At 73.1% G+C, this 16,576-nt stretch carries 13 protein-coding genes, 1 tRNA gene and 1 other RNA gene; 9 read left to right on the forward strand and 6 right to left on the reverse strand.

Annotated features, from left to right (window positions below):
- Nucleotides 1–31: 31 nt before the first annotated feature.
- A complete protein-coding gene (locus JNO54_RS00310) occupies nucleotides 32–2,197 on the reverse strand; it encodes a DNA polymerase III subunit gamma and tau (RefSeq protein ID WP_204142094.1) in 2,166 nt (721 codons plus the stop codon).
- Between the two features lie 176 nt (nucleotides 2,198–2,373).
- Between JNO54_RS00310 and JNO54_RS00315 the strand changes: the two genes are divergently transcribed.
- Nucleotides 2,374–3,219 carry a hypothetical protein gene (locus JNO54_RS00315; RefSeq protein ID WP_204142095.1) on the forward strand — a complete coding sequence of 282 codons (846 nt, stop codon included), beginning with the start codon at nucleotides 2,374–2,376 and terminating at the stop codon, nucleotides 3,217–3,219.
- Between the two features lie 109 nt (nucleotides 3,220–3,328).
- On the opposite strand, the gene JNO54_RS00320 is transcribed toward JNO54_RS00315, so the two are convergent.
- From JNO54_RS00320 to ffs, 3 genes are all read right to left on the reverse strand, one after another.
- The gene (locus JNO54_RS00320; protein WP_204142096.1) at nucleotides 3,329–3,889 is read right to left on the reverse strand and encodes an NADPH-dependent FMN reductase; all 561 of its coding nucleotides are present in this window, start codon (nucleotides 3,887–3,889) and stop codon (nucleotides 3,329–3,331) included.
- A 71-nt stretch (nucleotides 3,890–3,960) separates the two neighbouring features.
- Complete coding sequence (locus tag JNO54_RS00325; protein WP_204142097.1) at nucleotides 3,961–4,680, reverse strand: hypothetical protein; 720 nt, start codon at nucleotides 4,678–4,680, stop codon at nucleotides 3,961–3,963.
- Nucleotides 4,681–4,798: 118 nt separating this feature from the next.
- Nucleotides 4,799–4,895: signal recognition particle sRNA small type (ffs, locus tag JNO54_RS00330), an RNA gene on the reverse strand.
- Nucleotides 4,896–4,918: 23 nt separating this feature from the next.
- Between ffs and JNO54_RS00335 the strand changes: the two genes are divergently transcribed.
- Complete coding sequence (locus JNO54_RS00335; protein ID WP_204142098.1) at nucleotides 4,919–5,389, forward strand: DUF3817 domain-containing protein; 471 nt, start codon at nucleotides 4,919–4,921, stop codon at nucleotides 5,387–5,389.
- A 1-nt stretch (nucleotide 5,390) separates the two neighbouring features.
- Complete coding sequence (locus JNO54_RS00340) at nucleotides 5,391–6,599, forward strand: benzoate/H(+) symporter BenE family transporter (RefSeq protein ID WP_307817984.1); 1,209 nt, start codon at nucleotides 5,391–5,393, stop codon at nucleotides 6,597–6,599.
- 18 nt (nucleotides 6,600–6,617) lie between these two features.
- On the opposite strand, the gene JNO54_RS00345 is transcribed toward JNO54_RS00340, so the two are convergent.
- Nucleotides 6,618–6,707, reverse strand: a tRNA-Ser gene (locus JNO54_RS00345).
- A 156-nt stretch (nucleotides 6,708–6,863) separates the two neighbouring features.
- Here JNO54_RS00345 and JNO54_RS00350 point away from each other — a divergent pair.
- From JNO54_RS00350 to nadC, 6 genes are all read left to right on the forward strand, one after another.
- A complete protein-coding gene (locus tag JNO54_RS00350; protein WP_204142099.1) occupies nucleotides 6,864–8,762 on the forward strand; it encodes a propionyl-CoA synthetase in 1,899 nt (632 codons plus the stop codon).
- A gap of 462 nt (nucleotides 8,763–9,224) precedes the next feature.
- Nucleotides 9,225–10,454 carry an acetyl-CoA hydrolase/transferase family protein gene (locus tag JNO54_RS00355; RefSeq protein WP_204142100.1) on the forward strand — a complete coding sequence of 410 codons (1,230 nt, stop codon included), beginning with the start codon at nucleotides 9,225–9,227 and terminating at the stop codon, nucleotides 10,452–10,454.
- A 30-nt stretch (nucleotides 10,455–10,484) separates the two neighbouring features.
- On the forward strand, nucleotides 10,485–11,375 hold the full coding sequence (locus tag JNO54_RS14850; protein ID WP_204142101.1) for an NUDIX hydrolase: 891 nt from the start codon (nucleotides 10,485–10,487) through the stop codon (nucleotides 11,373–11,375).
- Between the two features lie 218 nt (nucleotides 11,376–11,593).
- On the forward strand, nucleotides 11,594–12,610 hold the full coding sequence (gene nadA, locus JNO54_RS00365; RefSeq protein ID WP_204142102.1) for a quinolinate synthase NadA: 1,017 nt from the start codon (nucleotides 11,594–11,596) through the stop codon (nucleotides 12,608–12,610).
- Nucleotides 12,607–14,094 (forward strand): L-aspartate oxidase, encoded by a 1,488-nt coding sequence (locus JNO54_RS00370; protein WP_204142103.1) that lies wholly within the window; start codon nucleotides 12,607–12,609, stop codon nucleotides 14,092–14,094. The genes nadA and JNO54_RS00370 overlap by 4 nt, the downstream gene beginning before the upstream one ends.
- Nucleotides 14,094–15,002 (forward strand): carboxylating nicotinate-nucleotide diphosphorylase, encoded by a 909-nt coding sequence (nadC, locus tag JNO54_RS00375; protein WP_204142104.1) that lies wholly within the window; start codon nucleotides 14,094–14,096, stop codon nucleotides 15,000–15,002. The genes JNO54_RS00370 and nadC overlap by 1 nt, the downstream gene beginning before the upstream one ends.
- Here nadC and JNO54_RS00380 read toward each other — a convergent pair.
- A complete protein-coding gene (locus JNO54_RS00380; protein ID WP_204142105.1) occupies nucleotides 14,985–16,541 on the reverse strand; it encodes a helicase HerA-like domain-containing protein in 1,557 nt (518 codons plus the stop codon). The two genes, nadC and JNO54_RS00380, sit on opposite strands and share 18 nt — an antisense overlap.
- Nucleotides 16,542–16,576: the final 35 nt, after the last annotated feature.

A 16,576-nucleotide genomic window follows, 5' to 3' on the forward strand; every position in this document is an offset into this window, starting at 1 on the left:
CGCCGGTCAGCGCCTACCCGCACCGCCGGGCTCAGACCTCGTCCTCGCGGATCACCGTGCCGCCGAGGATCCGCTCGACGACGGCCGGGCCGGCGTCACCGGCCTCGACGATGTCCTCGTCGTCCTCGCTGACCCCGTACCCGTCGAGCGCGCCCGGGCGCGCGGCCGGCGTCGGCGCCACCGGCTCTGGGGCGGGAGCCGGGCGGTCCTGCGGGGTGGCCGCCGACTCGGGCCGGGTGGCGAAGGGGTCCGCGGTCGCCCAGGTCGGGGCGGACCCGGGATCGGCGGGCGTCGCCGACCAGTCAGGCCGGGAGTCCGGTGCCTGGGTGGCGGCGGGGACACCGACGTCGCCGCCGGCCGTGGGAGCCGGAGGGTCCGGGCGAGGCCGCTCGGCCGGCGGGGCCGCCTCCTGCTGAGGCGCACGACGGGGCATGGAGGCCTGGGCGGGCGTGCTCGGCTCGGGCGTCGGCTGCGCGTCCGGGGTCGCGATCCCCTCGACGCGGGCGTCGACGCCGAGGGCGTCGATGAGCGCCTGCCGCACGACGTCGGCGTGCGACCCGGCACGGAAGGCGTTGGCCAGCCCGGTCGTGCTGATGCCGATGACGAGCCGCTGCCCGTCGTAGGAGATGACCTGCCCGTGCTCGGAGAGGAAGGTCCACGTCGCGCGGCGCATCTGGTAGATCCGCCCGAGGACGTCGGGCCAGGACCGTCGGATCGCCTCGAGGTCGAGTCCGCCCTGGCCGGGGCTGGATGACGAAGGGGGGTCCGCCGGCGCGGGGACGGAAGCGGCAGCCGGGGCCAGCTGGGGCTCCGGCGCCCGGACCGAGGTCGGCTCGGGCTCCCGGACGGCAGGACGCTCGCTCACGCTCACGGGAGCCGGCTCGGGGGCCCGCTCGGGAGCGGGCGCCCGCTCGGGTGCCGGTGCGTGAGCAGCCTGGCGGGCGGGCGCCGGGGCAGCCGCTGCGGGCGACGGCGGCGCGGAGCCCGCGGCGCGCGCGTCCGGCGCGCCCTGACCGGCCGCTGCGGTGGGCACACCACCGACGTCCATGCGCCGCTCGAGGCGGTCGATCCGGGCGGCGTAGCCGCTCTCCCCGGACGCACCGGGCAGAAGCACCCGCGCCGCGATGAGCTCGAGCTGGAGGCGCGGGGAGGTCGCACCCGTCATCTCGGTGAGCCCCTCGTTGACGATCGAGGCGGCCCGGGTCAGCGAGGCCGCACCGAAGGCGGCCGCCTGCGTCCGCATGCGCTCGACCTGGTCCTCGGGCAGACCGCGGAGGATGGCCCGGGCGCCGTCGGGCGCGGCGAGGACGACGATGAGGTCGCGCAGCCGCTCGAGGAGGTCCTCGACGAAGCGCCGCGGGTCCAGCCCCGTCTCGATGACGTCGTGCAGGTGCCGGAAGACCGCACCCGCGTCACCGACGCCGAAGGCGGTGACGACCGCGTCGAGCAGCTCGGCGTCCGTAAAGCCGAGCAGGGACGCAGCCCCCTCGTAGGTCAGCCCCTCAGGGCCCGACCCCGCGATGAGCTGGTCGAGGACCGAGAGCGAGTCACGCACCGATCCCCCACCCGCCCGGACGACGAAGGAGAGCACACCCGGCTCGACGGACACCCCTTCGCTCTGGCAGAGCTGCTCGAGGTACTCGGTGAGCCGGGCCGGCGGGACGAGGCGGAAGGGGTAGTGGTGGGTCCGGCTGCGGATCGTGCCGATGACCTTCTCCGGCTCGGTGGTCGCGAAGACGAACTTCACGTGCTCCGGCGGCTCCTCGACGATCTTGAGCAGCGCGTTGAAGCCCTGCGGCGTCACCATGTGCGCCTCGTCGATGATGTAGATCTTGTAGCGGCTCTGCGCCGGGCCGAAGGAGGCCCGCTCGCGCAGGTCCCGGGCGTCGTCGACACCACCGTGGCTCGCCGCGTCGATCTCGATGACGTCGACCGTCCCCGCTCCCCCGCGAGCCAGCGCGACGCAGCTGTCGCACTCTCCGCACGGCTCGGGCGTCGGCCCCTGCTCGCAGTTGAGGCAGCGGGCCAGGATCCGGGCGCTCGTCGTCTTGCCGCAGCCGCGCGGGCCGGAGAAGAGGTAGGCGTGGTTGATCCGCCCTGAGCGCAGCGCCGTCGACAGCGGCTCGGTGACCTGCTCCTGGCCGATGACGTCAGCGAAGGTCTCGGGCCGGTAGCGACGGTAGAGGGCGGTGCTCACGGGTCGACCCTAACCGTGGCCACGGACAACCCGCCGCCCCCGAGCCAACCCGCCCCCACCCCCTTCGCCCTTGCGTCCGCCCCCATGGGCTCACTGGGCCCACGGTGGCGGACGCAACGGGGACGACGGCGCCAACGTCCGCCATCGTGGGGTGTCAGGGCCCACGGTGGCGGACGTTGGTTGTCCACCGGGACGAACGCAGGAGCCATGTCGAGGGTGAGCGCTGGCGCGCTGTCGCGCACCGCGGGGTGGTCATCCATCACGGCCCGCTCGTCGGGGAGGACCTGTGGCGGGCCGCCCTCCTGTCGGTCGGGGCCTCGGCCTGCCTGGGAGGTATCAGCGCGCTGCAGGCGGCCGGGATGACCGGTCTCGACGATGAGGACACCCACGTCTGGGTCCGCAAGTCCTTCCGCAAGGGCCGTGTGCCGGGCGTCGTGCTGCACGAGTCGCGACGATGGAGCGCCGACGACGCGGAGGGGTCGGGGATCCCCCGGGCGCGGCCGGCCGTCGCCGCCATGCAGGCGGCGCTGTGGGCCAGGACAGCGAAAGAGGCTGCCTTCATGCTCATCCTGCCGGTCCAGCAGCGTCTCGTGACGGCTGACCAGCTGGCGGAGCAGCTGGCCCGGGTGCGGCGTCATCGCTTCCGCACGGCGCTGGGCCCGGTCATCGCGGACATCGGCGGGGGCAGCCACTCGATGCACGAGCTCGACGTCATCCGGATGTGCCGTGAGCGCGGGCTGCCCGAGCCCAGCCGACAGTCCCCCAGGGTCGGTCCGGGCGGCCGCCGCTACATCGACGTCGACTGGCCGGGCTTCGGGATCACCCTGGAGATCCAGGGCGCCGGACACGGGCTGTTGCTCCAGACCCTCGACGACGACGTCCGGCTCGTCGACCTCTCGACCGAGGGGTCGACGGCTCTGAGCATCTCGGTCCTCACCCTTCGGACCAACCGGGACGCCTTCTTCGACGCCCCGGAGCGCCTCTTCGCCGCCAAGGGGTGGCGACGGACTCCCCCTTCGTGACGTCCGCCACCGTGGGGGTGTCCCGCCCACGGTGGCGGACGCTGCGAGCCCCGGATCTCCTACGTCCGCCGATGTGGGTTCCGGGCACCCACGGTGGCGGACGCAAGGGTCAGGCGCGAAGGGTGCTCGTCGCGCGGGTGAGCTTGACGAGCTGGGCGAGGACGTTGCGGACGTCCTTGGCCTTGTACTCCCGCGGCGTGAGGGTCTTCTGGTCCTCGAAGTCATCCATCGTCGACAGCGCGACCTGGCCGCGGGTGACGTGCATCTGCGCGTTCGCGACGATCGTGCGCCAGTGCTCGACGGCGCGCACGCCCGACTCGGCGCCGTACCCGACGAAGGCGATGCCCTTGTGCGCCCACTCCGGGTAGAGCACGTCGAAGGCGTTCTTCAGCGCCGCCGGGACGCCGTGGTTGTACTCGGGCGTGACGAAGACGAAGCCGTCGAAGGAGTCGATCTTCTCGCTCCACCGGCGGGTCTTGGGGTTCTCGTACTCACGGTTCGCGGCGCCGGGCACGGTCGGCTCGTTGAGCAGGTCGAGGTCGTAGTCCTTGAGGTCGACCAGCTCGAAGGTGGCGTCGTCGCGCGACCGCGCCTGCTCGAGCACCCACTCGGCGACCTGCTCGCCGATGCGGCCGGGGCGGGTGCTGCCGATGATGATCGCGATGTCCATGGGTCCTCCTGGGGGTGGGTCGGGCAGGGGTCGGCCCGCCGCACCGCGAGGGTACGGCGGGCCGAAGGGGGTCAGCCGCGGCGGCCGTCGCGGTCGACGCCGTCCTCGCCGCGCAGGTCGTCGAACGTGTCGCGGGCGCGCTCGTCGAGCTCGTAGTCACCGTCACCGTCACGGTCGCCCACGCCGGAGCGACCCTGCTCGTCGACGCGCCCGCCCTCGTGACGGCCCTCGTAGTGGTCGCCGTCGGCCCGGTCACCGTCGCGACGCTCCTCGACGTGGCTGTCGTCGGCGTAGGAGTCCTCGGACTCGATGACGTTGTCGCGGTAGCCGTCGCCGTCGCGGTCCGTGGCGGCGTAGCCGGCACCCCCCGCGGCCGCGCCGCCGCGGCCGTCACGGGAGTCGTCGATCCGGTTGCCGTCCTTGTCGGTGCGGACGTCGGGGTCGATCTCGTCGGCTCGACGAAGGTCCTCGCGGTGCGAGTCCTCGAGCACCGAGCGGCGGTCGTCGGCGTCGCGGGCCTCGGCCTGGAGGCGCTCGGCCTCGACGCGCTGTCGCTCTGCCTCGGCGGCCTTGAGGTCGGCGTCGGCGCGAGCGGCCTCGGCCTGGGCGGCGGTCTCGGCGGACGCAGCCTGCTGCTCGCGCAGGTCGAGCTCGCGGTCGGCGGCGCGCTCGCGCAGCTCCGTGGCCTCCTGACGGTTGGCCTCGACCTGCCGTTTCCTCGAGCTCGAGACGACGAGCGCGATGACGACGAGCACGGCGATGACCGCCAGGGCGATGAGGATCCACTTCATGGGTTCTGCTCCCTCCTGGTGGCCGGGTGCCGGCCACGCTGCTGCTGTCACGCTAACGACGCAGGGGGCGAGAGGGCCCGTCAGCGACCCCCCGATTTCGAGCCGGGTCGCGACGGGGCATGAAGACACCCCACGTACCTGGAAGAGCTCTCCTACCCTTGCTGCGTTCCCGCCCTGGGGGAGTTCGGAGAGGTACCACCACGTGGGGTGCCGGGGCCAGAGTACTAGCCTCGCCGTCGTGCTCACCAACCCGCGTCGGCTCTTCCGTCTCGTCGCGACCGCCGAGGTCGTCAGCTGGACCCTGCTCGTCATCGGGATGGTCCTCAAGTACGTCACCGAGACGACCGATCTCGGGGTGCGGGTCTTCGGCGCGTTCCACGGCTTCGTCTTCCTCGCGTACGTCGTCGTGACGCTGCTTGTCCGGGTGGACCACCGCTGGCCGGCACGGACCGGGCTGCTCGCCCTCGTGAGCGCCGTCCCGCCGTGGATGACCCTGTGGTTCGAGCGTTGGGTCGAGCGGCCGGGCAACGGCGGTCTGCGCGAGACCTGGCGTCTGGGCGAAGGGGTGGAGCCCGCCGCCTCGTCCGCCGAGCGGGTCGTCGCGGCCGCCGTCCGCCGGCCGGGCGTCGCCCTCGCCGTGGCGATCGTCGCGATCGTCGTCGCCTTCACGATCCTGCTACTCATCGGCCCTCCCGTCCCGAGCGACTGAGGTGACGGCGGCTCCCCCTTCGCCCGCCGGGACCGGTGACGCGACGAGCCACGCGGTCGTGGCCGGGGTGGTGAGCGGGCTGGTCGGCTTCACGAGCAGCTTCGCCGTCGTCCTCGCCGGGCTGCACGCGGTGGGCGCCGACGCGTCCCAGGCGACGTCGGGCCTGACCGTCCTCGCGCTGGCGATGGGGCTGGGCTGCGTGATCTTCAGCCTGCGGACCCGGATGCCGATCACGCTGGCGTGGTCGACGCCCGGCGCCGCCCTGCTCGCAGCCTCCGCCGCCCCGGCCGGAGGGTGGCCGGCCGCCGTCGGTACCTTCGTCGTCACGGGGCTGCTGCTCGCGCTCCTCGCCCTCGTCCGCCCGCTCGCCCGGCTCGTCGCGGCGATCCCCGACGAGCTCGCGGCGGCCATGCTCGCCGGCGTCCTGCTCGTCCTGTGCGTCGCGCCCTTCCGCGCGCTCGCCGACGACCCGGCCGTCATCGCGCCGGTGATCCTCGCGTGGGCGGCGGGCCTGGTCCTGCTGCGGCGCTGGGCCGTGCCCATCGCGCTCGCGGTCGCTCTCGTGGTCATGCTCGTCGAGGGGTCCCTCGCGGGCCTCGGGCCGGGCGACCTGATGCCGGTGCTCGACGCCACCGCCCCGATCCTCGACCCGGGCGCGCTCGTCGCCATCGCCATCCCCCTCGTCGTCGTCACGACGACGAGCCAGAACGTCCCGGGCATCGCCGTCCTGCGCTCCTTCGGCTACGCGCCCGACCCGCGGCCACCCCTCGTCTACGCGGGGCTCGCGAGCGCGGCGACCGCCCCGCTCGGCGGGCACGGGATCAACCTCGCCGCGATCTCGGCGGCCCTCGCGGCGGGACCCGAGGCCGGCCCCGACCCCGGCCGGCGATGGCTCGCCGGTGTCTCGTGCGGCGTCACCTACCTGACGTGCGGCGTGCTCACGCCGCTCGTCGTGGCCGTGGCCTCCGGCGCTCCTGCCGGGCTGCTCGAGACGATCGCCGGCCTCGCCCTGCTCGGCACCCTCGCCGCGGCCGCCGCGAGCGCCTTCGGGCCCGCCGGGCACCGGGAGGCGGCGGCGTTGACCTTCGTCGTCGCGGCGTCGGGCGTGACGATCGCCGGCATCGGCGGCGCCTTCTGGGGGCTCGTCGCCGGCGGCGCGCTGCTCGTCGCGCTCAGGCTGCGAGCGCACAGAGAAGCTCCCCGGACCTGAGAGGTGCCGGGGAGCTGCTGGCGGAGGATATGGGATTTGAACCCATGAGGGGTTTCATCCCCAACACGATTTCCAATCGTGCGCACTAGGCCACTATGCGAATCCTCCAACGGAGGAGATTACCCGACGCGCTTGGCCCCCACCGAATCGGTGGCTCCGCGGCGGCCGGGTGGGCGGGCCGTTCGGCCCACCCACCGGGCCGCTCGTCCCACGGACCCGACGAAGGGGTGACGCGGCGCCCCCTTCGCCCGGTTGGATGGGGGCATGAGCAATGGCGCCTGGGCCGCGGCACACGCGGCGAGCATCGAGGACCCGACCACCTTCTGGGGCGAGGCTGCGCAGGCCATCGACTGGATCACGCCGCCGACGACGGTGCTCGACGAGAGCGCCGCCCCGCTGTACCGCTGGTTCCCCGACGGCACCCTCAACACCTGCTACAACGCCGTCGACCGGCACGTCGAGGCGGGCCGTGGCGACCAGCCCGCGATCCGCTACGACTCCCCCGTCACCGGCGCGAAGCGCACCCTGACCTACTCCGAGCTGCTCGACCAGGTGAGCCGGCTCGCCGGTGCGCTGCGCTCGCTCGGCGTCGAGAAGGGCGACCGGGTCGTCATCTACATGCCGATGGTCCCCGAGGCCGTCGTCGGGATGCTCGCGTGCGCGCGTCTCGGGGCGATCCACTCCGTCGTCTTCGGCGGCTTCGCCCCCGCCGAGCTCGCCGCCCGCATCGAGGACGCCGCGCCCAAGGTCATCCTCTCCGCGTCCTGCGGCATCGAGCCCAAGCGGGTCGTCGAGTACAAGCCCTTCCTCGACGCCGGCATCGAGCGCAGCGAGCACAAGCCGGACCACGTCGTCGTGCTCCAGCGCGAGCAGGCCGTCGCCGAGCTCGGCGAGCGCGACCACGACTGGGACGAGCTCATGGCCTCCGACGCGGCGCAGCCCGTCGAGCCGGTCGAGGTCGCCGCGACCGATTCGCTCTACGTCCTCTACACCTCCGGCACGACCGGGCGCCCCAAGGGCATCGTCCGCGACAACGGCGGCCATGCGGTCGCCCTGCGCTGGTCGATGGACAACATCTACGACGTCCGGCCCGGCGAGACGATGTTCACCGCCTCCGACGTCGGCTGGGTCGTCGGCCACTCCTACATCGTCTACGCGCCGCTGCTCACCGGCGCGACGACGGTCGTCTACGAGGGCAAGCCCGTGGGCACCCCCGACGCCGGCGCCTTCTGGAGGGTCATCGACGAGTACGACGCCGTCGCGCTCTTCACCGCTCCCACCGCCTTCCGCGCGATCAAGAAGGAGGACTCGAAGGCCGAGCTGCTCGCGGGCTACGACATCTCCAGCCTGCGCAACCTCTTCCTCGCCGGCGAGCGCCTCGACCCCGACACCTACGAGTGGGCCAGCTCGATCGTCGGCGTGCCCGTCATCGACAACTGGTGGCAGACCGAGACCGGCTGGCCGATCGCCGCGAACATGCGCGGCCTCGAGCCGATGCCGATCAAGCCCGGCTCCCCGACCGTCCCGGTACCCGGCTACGACGTGCAGGTCGTCGACGAGACCGGCGCGCCATGCGACCGGGGCAACGAGGGCTCGATCGTCATCAAGCTGCCGCTGCCCCCCGGCACACTGCCGACACTGTGGGGAGACGACCAGCGGTACGTCGACAGCTACCTCTCCGCCTTCGACGGCTACTACCTCACCGGCGACGGCGGGAAGATCGACGAGGACGGCTACGTCTACGTCATGGGCCGCACCGACGACGTCCTCAACGTCGCGGGCCACCGCCTCTCAACCGGCTCGATCGAGGCGGCGCTCGCCGGCCACCCCGACGTCGCCGAGTGCTGCGTCATCGGTGTCGCCGACGACTTCAAGGGGCAGCAGCCTCGCGGCTTCGTCGTCCTCAAGTCCGGCATCGACGCAGCCACCGAGGGCGAGCGGATCACCAAGGAGCTCGTCCAGCGGGTCCGCGACGAGGTCGGCGCCGTCGCGTCGCTGCGCCTCGTCGACATCGTCGGGGCGCTGCCCAAGACCCGCTCCGGCAAGATCCTGCGCAAGAGCATGCGCGAGATCGCCGACGGCAAGACGCCGAGCATCCCCGGGACCATCGAGGACGCGAGCGTGCTCGACGACCTCACCCCGGTCCTTCGGCCGGGCGGCTGAGCCGGGCCGGCCAGGCCCACCGGGACCGGGCATCCCTCCGAGGGCCGAGAAACGTCCTGGCCCCGTGAGGGTTTCCCGGCCCGGATGAGGTTTCGCGGCCCCGGGCGGAGGGGTGCTCGGGACCCTTGGCCAGAGGGCGAAGGGAGTGAGCTCGCCGTGGGCGGCGCGGTTCGTCTGGTCGACGACCTCGGCGCTCAGCCGAACTCGACGTCGACGACGAGGCGCGAGGGCCTCTCGAGGGTGAAGACCCGGTAGGGCTGCTCTCCTGGCGACGCCGACGAAGAGCCCCGCCTCGCCCTCGAAGACGTTGTCCCAGTGGGCCGACCGGATGACGGGGCCGTCGACCTCGACCAGCCCGCGCCCGGGTCCGGTGTCGCCAACGATCCTCCTCGTCGCCGCCCTCCTCGACCGAGCATGCTCCGCCCGCTACGCGGCGGGACGAAGGGATGGGAGAGTGGCCTCATGCGCATCGTGACCGTCGAGGAAGCAGCCCGCGCCGCCCAGCAGAGCGGCCACATCGAGCCCCGGATCGTCATGAGCGGCAACTTCGCCGCCCCTGCCCAGCTCGTCGAGCCGATCCTCGCCCAGCTCCCCAGCGTCCGCCTCCACGCGCTCAACGCGCAGAAGGGGCTGCGGATGCACGACGGGGTGATCCCGGAGACCGCCTTCGTCGGCCCGGGCTTCCGCAACCATCCCCGCCTCTCCTACGTCCCGTGCCGCCTGTCGCAGGTGCCGACGCTCTTCACCCGGGGCCTGAGCCCGGACGTCGTCATCATCCACACGACGACCCCGCGCAACGGCAAGGTCTCCCTCGGCCTCGAGGTCAACATCCTCCCCGCCGCCATCGAGGCCTGCCGGGCCCGCGGCGGCGTCGTCATCGCCCAGCTCAACCCGCAGATGCCGTGGACCTTCGGCGACGCCGAGATCTCGGTCGACGACATCGACCTCGGTGTCGAGATCGACGTCCCCCTGGCGACCCACGTCGCAGCCGAGCCCGGCGACGACGCGAAGCTCATCGGCTCGCGCGTCGCCGTCGCCGTCGTCGACGGGAGCACGCTCCAGGCCGGTATCGGCGAGGTCCCCGACGCGACGATCGCCGGCGTCAAGGAGCGCCGCAACCTGCGGATCCGGACCGAGATGTTCAGCGACGGCGTGCTGCGTCTCGAGGAGGCCGGGGCGCTCGACCGCGGCGTCCCGATCGTCACGTCCTTCATCTTCGGCAGTGCCGAGCTCTACGCGTGGGCCAACGACAACCCGCGCATCAAGATGACCCGCACCGAGACGGCCAACGCGCCGGCGGTCATCGCGCAGCAGCCCGGCATGACCTCGATCAACACCGCGCTGCAGGTCGACCTCTTCGACCAGGCCAACGCGTCGCGGATCAAGAACCGCATCTACTCCGGGTTCGGCGGCCAGACCGACTTCACCGTCGGCGCCCTGCACGCCGTGGGCGGCAACTCCTTCATGGCACTGCGCTCCTGGCACCCGCGGGCGGACGTCTCGACGATCGTCCCGCTCATCGACGAGCCGGCCACCTCCTTCCAGCACAGCGCCGTCGTCACCGAGCAGGGGGTCGCGTGGATCTGGGGCCGCGACGAGCGGACCCAGGCACGCAACCTCATCGAGCAGGCCGCCCACCCGCGGGTCCGCGACGAGCTGTGGGAAGAGGCCCGCGCGATGGGCAAGGCCTGACCCCCTTCGTCCCGTGATGAGATAAGCCTCGTGCCCTCATCCATCGCCGCCGAGCTCGTCGCGGTCATCGTCAGCGTCGACGAGGAGAGCCCACGGGTCCTCGCCTCGGGAGCGCCGGCGGCGCTGCCGCACGGCCCGCTGGAGCCGCAGCACCGGTCGTTGCAGGCCGGGCTGCGGGCGTGGACGCGGGAGCGCGAAGGGGTGGAGCTCGGCTTCGTCGAGCAGCTCTACACCTTCGCCGACGTCGGCCGGTCGGGCCGCAAGGGCCGGACCGTGGCGATCTCCTACCTCGGGCTGACCCGGGCGCAGGGCGAGAGCGGCTGGGTCGACGTGTACGACCTGCTGCCGTGGGAGGACGCGCGCGACGGGGTCCCGGCGCTCGCCTCGCAGCTCGGTGAGACGCTCGTCGGCTGGGCCGGGCGGGACGGCGAGCGGCTCGAGCGCACGGAGCACGCCTTCGGTCTCGGGGACTGGGCCTGGCGGCCCGAGCTCGTCCTCCAACGCTATGAGCTGTTGTGGGAGGCGGGTCTGGTCGCCGAGCACGGAGCGGGGTCCACCCCTTCGTCCTCGACGGCACCGGCCACCGGGCCGGCGATGCTGCACGACCACCGACGGATCCTCGCGACCGGGCTGGCGCGGCTGCGCTCGACGATCCAGTACCGGCCGGTGATCTTCGAGCTCATGCCGCCGGACTTCACCCTCGGGCAGCTCCAGGCGACGGTCGAGGCGCTCGCCGGGCAGCGGGTGCACAAGCAGAACTTCCGGCGCACGGTCCAGGACCAGCTCGGGCTCGTCGAGCCGACGGGCGAGACCGATCGGAGCACCGGTGGCCGGCCGGCGGCGCTCTACCGCTTCCGCTCCGAGGTGCACGCCGAGCGGCGGCACGTGGGGACCAAGTTCCCCCGCCCCCGCACCCGCTGACCCCCTTCGCCAGACACCCCCTTCGCCCAACGTCCGCCACCGTGGGTGCGGAGGCCCCACGATGGCGGACGCAAGCCTCCCGCCCGCCCTACCGTCCGACACCGTGGGTACTGGCGACCCACGGTGGCGGACGCAATGTGGACGGATGTTGCACGCCCTCCCGACATCTGCTTATGCTCAATTTGAGCATCTGCTCAGAGTCAGCACAAGGAGCGAGCATGACGACCATCAGCCTCCCCACCCCTCGCGTCGGCGGCGCCGCTGCCGCGATCGAGGCCACCCGCAAGATCTACGCGACCGTCCGCGACGTCATCCCCGAGGTGCAGTGGGCGACCTTCGCCGAGGACGTCGTCGCGATCAACGAGCTGAAGCGCGCCAAGAACGCCGTCGTCCTCGCGCACAACTACCAGACGCCCGAGATCTTCCACGGCGTCGCGGACATCGTCGGCGACTCCCTCCTGCTCGCCCAGCGCGCCCAGGACACCGACGCCGACGTCATCCTGCTCGCGGGCGTGCCCTTCATGGCCGAGACCGCCAAGCTGCTCAACCCGACCAAGACCGTGCTCGTCCCCGACCTCGAGGCCGGCTGCTCGCTCGCCGACGGGATCACCGCCGAGGACGTGCTCGCCCTGCGCGCCGAGCACCCCGGCGTCCCGGTCGTCACCTACGTCAACTCCAGCGCGGCGGTGAAGGCCGTCAGCGACATCTGCTGCACCTCCGGCAACGTCGAGCGGATCGTGCGCCACCTCGGGGTCGACAAGGTCATCCTCATCCCCGACGAGTACCTCGCCCGCAACGTCGCCGCCGCCACCGGCATCGAGGTCGTCACCCACCCGACCCGCTGCGAGGTGCACGAGCGCTTCGACACCGCGCAGGTCGACCAGCTGCGCGCCGAGAACCCCGGCCTGACCGTCATCGCCCACCCCGAGTGCTCCCCCGCCGTCGTCGAGGCCGCCGACATCGCCGGCTCGACCGCGCAGATGATCGACTACGTCACGACGCACCGCCCGCCGCAGGTTGCGCTCATCACCGAGTGCTCGATGGCCGACAACATCCGCGCTGCCAACCCCGACCTGCGCTACATCCAGCCGTGCAACATCTGCCCGCACATGCGGCGCTCCACCCTGGCCAAGATCCGCGCCGCGCTCGAGACGGGCGGTCCCGAGATCGTGCTCGACCCGAGCACCGCCGCGGACGCTCGCCACGCCATCGAGCGCATGCTGGAGCTGTCGTGAGCACCCGCACGGTCGAGCTGGGGCAGCCGGTCGTCCTCGGCTCCGGCCTCGCCGGGCTGACCGTCGCCCGCCACCTCGGCGAGCCGTGCGTCGTCGTCGCTCCCGCGGCGCTCGGCGAGGGCACAGCGAGCTCGTGGGCCCAGGGCGGCATCGCTGCCGCCGTCAGCCCCGGCGACACCCCGGCCGAGCACGCGACCGACACCACCCGTGCCGGCTCGGGCGCGGGCGACCCGCGCGTCATCTCCCGGATGACCTCCGCCGCCCCGGCGCTCGTCGCCGAGCTCGTCGCGGCGGGAGTCCCCTTCGACCGCGACGCCACGGGGGCGCTGTCCCTCGGGCGCGAGGGCGGCCACGGCCGCCACCGCGTCTGCCACGTGGGCGGCGACCGCACGGGGGCAGCGATCATCAGCACCATCGCGCCGCAGGTCGGTTCGGACTCCGGGGTCACCGTGGTCCGCGGCCGCGGGGTCGAGGTGCTGCGCGACGACGAAGGGGTGAGCGGTCTCCTCGTCGCCACCGCGGCCGGCCGCCTCCGGCTCCTCACCGACCGGGTGGTCCTCGCCACCGGCGGCGCCGCCGCCCTCTACCGCGACACGACGAACCCGCTCGCCTCCTGGGGCAGCGGGATGATGCTCGCTGCCCGTGCCGGCGCACGCCTCGCCGACCTCGAGATGGTCCAGTTCCACCCGACGAGCCTGGCCCTCCCCGGCGCAGAGGGGGCGCCGCTCACGCTGCTCACCGAGGCGCTCCGCGGCGCCGGCGCCCACCTGCTCTCGGACGGCCGCCGCTTCGTCGACGAGGTCGCCCCTCGCGACGTCGTCGCGGCGGCGGTGCACGGGGAGCGGATGCTGGGCCGGCACGTCGTGCTCGACTGCCGGCCGGTGCCCGACCTGCTCGAGCACTTCGAGGGCCTGGCCGAGCGCACGGCGGCGCTGGGGATCGACCCCCGGCTCGAGCCGCTGCCGACCCGGCCCGCCGCGCACTCCGTCATGGGCGGCGTGCTCACCGACGCCCGCGGCCGCACCGACGTGCCTGGCCTGTGGGCCGCGGGCGAGGTCGCCTGCACCGGCCTGCACGGGGCCAACCGTCTCGCGTCGAACTCCCTCCTCGAGGCCGGCGTCACCGGCGCCGCCGTCGCGGCCGACCTCGGGTCGTGGACCCCAGCGTCCGCGTCCCGCTGGACCGAGGGCCGGGTCGACCCGGTCCCGGCCGAGCGCACCACGCGCCTCACCCCCACCCACGACGAAGGGGGCGCGCCCACCCCTTCGCCCGCTGTCGCCTCCCCGGTCGTCCGGGCGGCGATGTCCGACCTCGTCGGGGTCGTCCGCGACGCGGACGGCCTCACGGCCGCGATCGCGAGGCTCGCGCAGACCCCCGGCGAGGACGCCGTGCTGGCCGGCCTCGTGGCTCGCGCGGCGCTCACCCGCCGCGACAGCCTGGGCGCCCACCGGCGCTCCGACGCGAGCATCCCGGCGGTGGCCTGATGTCGACGACGCCCCGTGACGTCTCCGCCCTCGTCTACGCGGCGCTCGAGGAGGACCTCGGCTCCGTCGGGGACCTCACCTCGGCAGCGACGATCGACGCCGGGGCGCAGGGCAGCGCCCTGCTCGTCGCCCGCGCCGACGGTGTGGTCTCGGGGAGGGACTTCGTCCGTGAGACCTACGCCCAGGTCGACCAACGGGTGCGGGTGCAGCTCGTCACGAGGGACGGCGACCGGGTCCGGGCCGGCGAGATCATCGCGCGCCTCGAGGGCCCGTCGAGAGCGCTGCTCACCGGCGAGCGGGTTGCCCTCAACTTCGTCGGGCTGCTCAGCGGGGTCGCGACCGCGACCGCGCGTCTCGTCGACCTCGTCGAGGGCACCGGCGCCGTCGTCGTCGACACCCGCAAGACGATCCCTGGCCTGCGAGCCGCCCAGAAGCGGGCCGTGCGTCACGGCGGCGGCGCCAACCACCGCTTCGGCCTGCACGACGCCGTCATGGTCAAGGACAACCACATCGGCCTCGCCGGCGGCCTGCGGTCGGCGATGGAGCGGCTCGCCGAGCGCCCGGGTCCGGTCGGGCACATGACCCGCGTGGAGATCGAGGTCGACACCCTCGACCAGCTCACCGAGCTGCTCGAGCTCGAGACGGAGCGCAGGGAGGCGGGGCTCGCTGCTGTGACCGACGTCGTCCTGCTCGACAACATGAGCCCCGACGAGGTCCGGCTCGCGTGCGCCGCGGTGCGTGACAGCGGGCACGGCCTCGTCATCGAGGTCTCCGGCGGGGTCACCGAGGCGAGCGTGCGCGGTCTCGCCGAGGCCGGCGCGCAGGTGATCTCGGCGGGCGCGCTGACGCACAGCGCCCCGTGGCTCGACGTCGCGCTCGACCTCGAGGACTCAGCGACGCCGGCGTGAGGTCCCGAAGATCGAGCGGGTGATCTCCCGGCCGATGACGGTGCCGGCGGAGCGCAGTGCCGACTTGAAGGCCGAGCTCTGGACGACCTGCTCGACGATGCCGGGCTCCTCCTTCGGGGCCTTGGGCGAAGGGGTGGGTGCTGGGGCGTCCTTCGGCGCCGGGGCCGGCTCCTCGGCCGGGGTGGGGGCCTGCTCGAGGCGCGCCTTGAGCAGCTCGTAGGCGGACTCGCGGTCGATCTGCGGGCCGTACCTGGCTGCGAGCGCCGACGCGGCGATCGTCTGGTCGACGACCGTCTCCGCGCTGGGCGCCATGAGCGACTCCGGCGCTCGCATCTTGGTCCACGCGACCGGCGTGGGAGCGCCACGCTCGGAGAGGACCGTGACGACAGCCTCGCCGGTGCCGAGCTCGGTGAGCAGCTTGGCGAGGTCGTAGTCGGTGTGCGGGTAGGTCGAGACTGCGGCCTTGAGCGCCTTGGAGTCCTCGGGGGTGAAGGCACGCAGCGCGTGCTGCACCCGGTTGCCAAGCTGGGCGAGGACGTCGCGGGGGACGTCGCGGGGGCTCTGCGTCACGAAGAAGACCCCGACGCCCTTGGAGCGGATGAGCCGGACGGTCTGCTCGATGGCGTCCTGGAAGGGTTTGGACGCCTCGTCGAAGAGCAGGTGCGCCTCGTCGAAGAAGAAGACGAGCTTGGGCTTGTCGAGGTCGCCCACCTCGGGGAGGTCGTGGAAGAGGTCGGCGAGCATCCACATGAGGAAGGTCGAGAAGAGCTGCGGCCGGTCCTGCACGGCGGGCAGCTCGAGGCAGGTGACGAGGCCGCGGCCGTCGGGCGCGAGCCGCATGAGGTCGGCGGTGTCGAGCTCGGGCTCGCCGAAGAAGACGTCGGCGCCCTGGTCCTCGAAGGTGATGAGCTGACGCAGGATGACGCCCGCCGTCGCCTTGGAGAGCCCGCCGAGCGCCTTGAGCTCGGCCTTGCCCTCGTCGGAGGTGAGGTGGGTGATGACGGCGCGCAGGTCTTTGAGGTCGAGCAGCGCCAGGCCGTTCTTGTCGGCGTAGTGGAAGACGAGGCCGAGGCTGGACTCCTGCGTGGCGTTGAGCCCGAGGACCTTGCTCAGCAGGGTCGGCCCGAAGGAGGTGATCGTCGCCCGGACGGGGATCCCCTTGCCCATGCCACCCAGCGAGAGGAACTCGGTCGGGAACCCCTTGGCCTGCCAGTCCTGGCCGATCCCGAAGGCCCGCTCGGTGAGCTTCTCGGTCGGCTCGCCCGGGGTGGCCATGCCGGAGAGGTCCCCCTTGATGTCGGCGAGGAAGACCGGCACGCCCTGGCTGGAGAGCTGCTCGGCCATGAGCTGCAGGGTCTTTGTCTTGCCGGTGCCGGTCGCGCCGGCGACGAGGCCGTGCTTGTTGAGCGAGGCGAGCGGGATGCGCACCTGAGTGGCCGCGTCGGGGGTGCCGTCGACGACGGCGGCACCGAGGTCGAGCGCGGGGCCCTCGAAGGCGTAGCCGGCACGGATCTGGTCGAGGAGGGGCGAGGTCGTCACGGGACCGAGGGTACCGAGGAGTCCACGCGTCGGGA

The organism is Janibacter endophyticus, from assembly GCF_016888335.1.
GTDB lineage: Bacteria > Actinomycetota > Actinomycetes > Actinomycetales > Dermatophilaceae > Marihabitans > Marihabitans endophyticum.

What these genes read in the sequence shown, in the direction of transcription:
- nadA (WP_204142102.1), top strand. Translation starts at nt 11,594, where the DNA reads ATGACGACCATCAGCCTCCCCACCCCTCGCGTCGGCGGCGCCGCTGCC.
- JNO54_RS00350 (WP_204142099.1), top strand. Translation starts at nt 6,864, where the DNA reads ATGAGCAATGGCGCCTGGGCCGCGGCACACGCGGCGAGCATCGAGGAC.
- nadC (WP_204142104.1), top strand. Translation starts at nt 14,094, where the DNA reads ATGTCGACGACGCCCCGTGACGTCTCCGCCCTCGTCTACGCGGCGCTC.
- JNO54_RS00355 (WP_204142100.1), top strand. Translation starts at nt 9,225, where the DNA reads ATGCGCATCGTGACCGTCGAGGAAGCAGCCCGCGCCGCCCAGCAGAGC.
- JNO54_RS00320 (WP_204142096.1), bottom strand. Translation starts at nt 3,889, where the DNA reads ATGGACATCGCGATCATCATCGGCAGCACCCGCCCCGGCCGCATCGGC.
- JNO54_RS00325 (WP_204142097.1), bottom strand. Translation starts at nt 4,680, where the DNA reads ATGAAGTGGATCCTCATCGCCCTGGCGGTCATCGCCGTGCTCGTCGTC.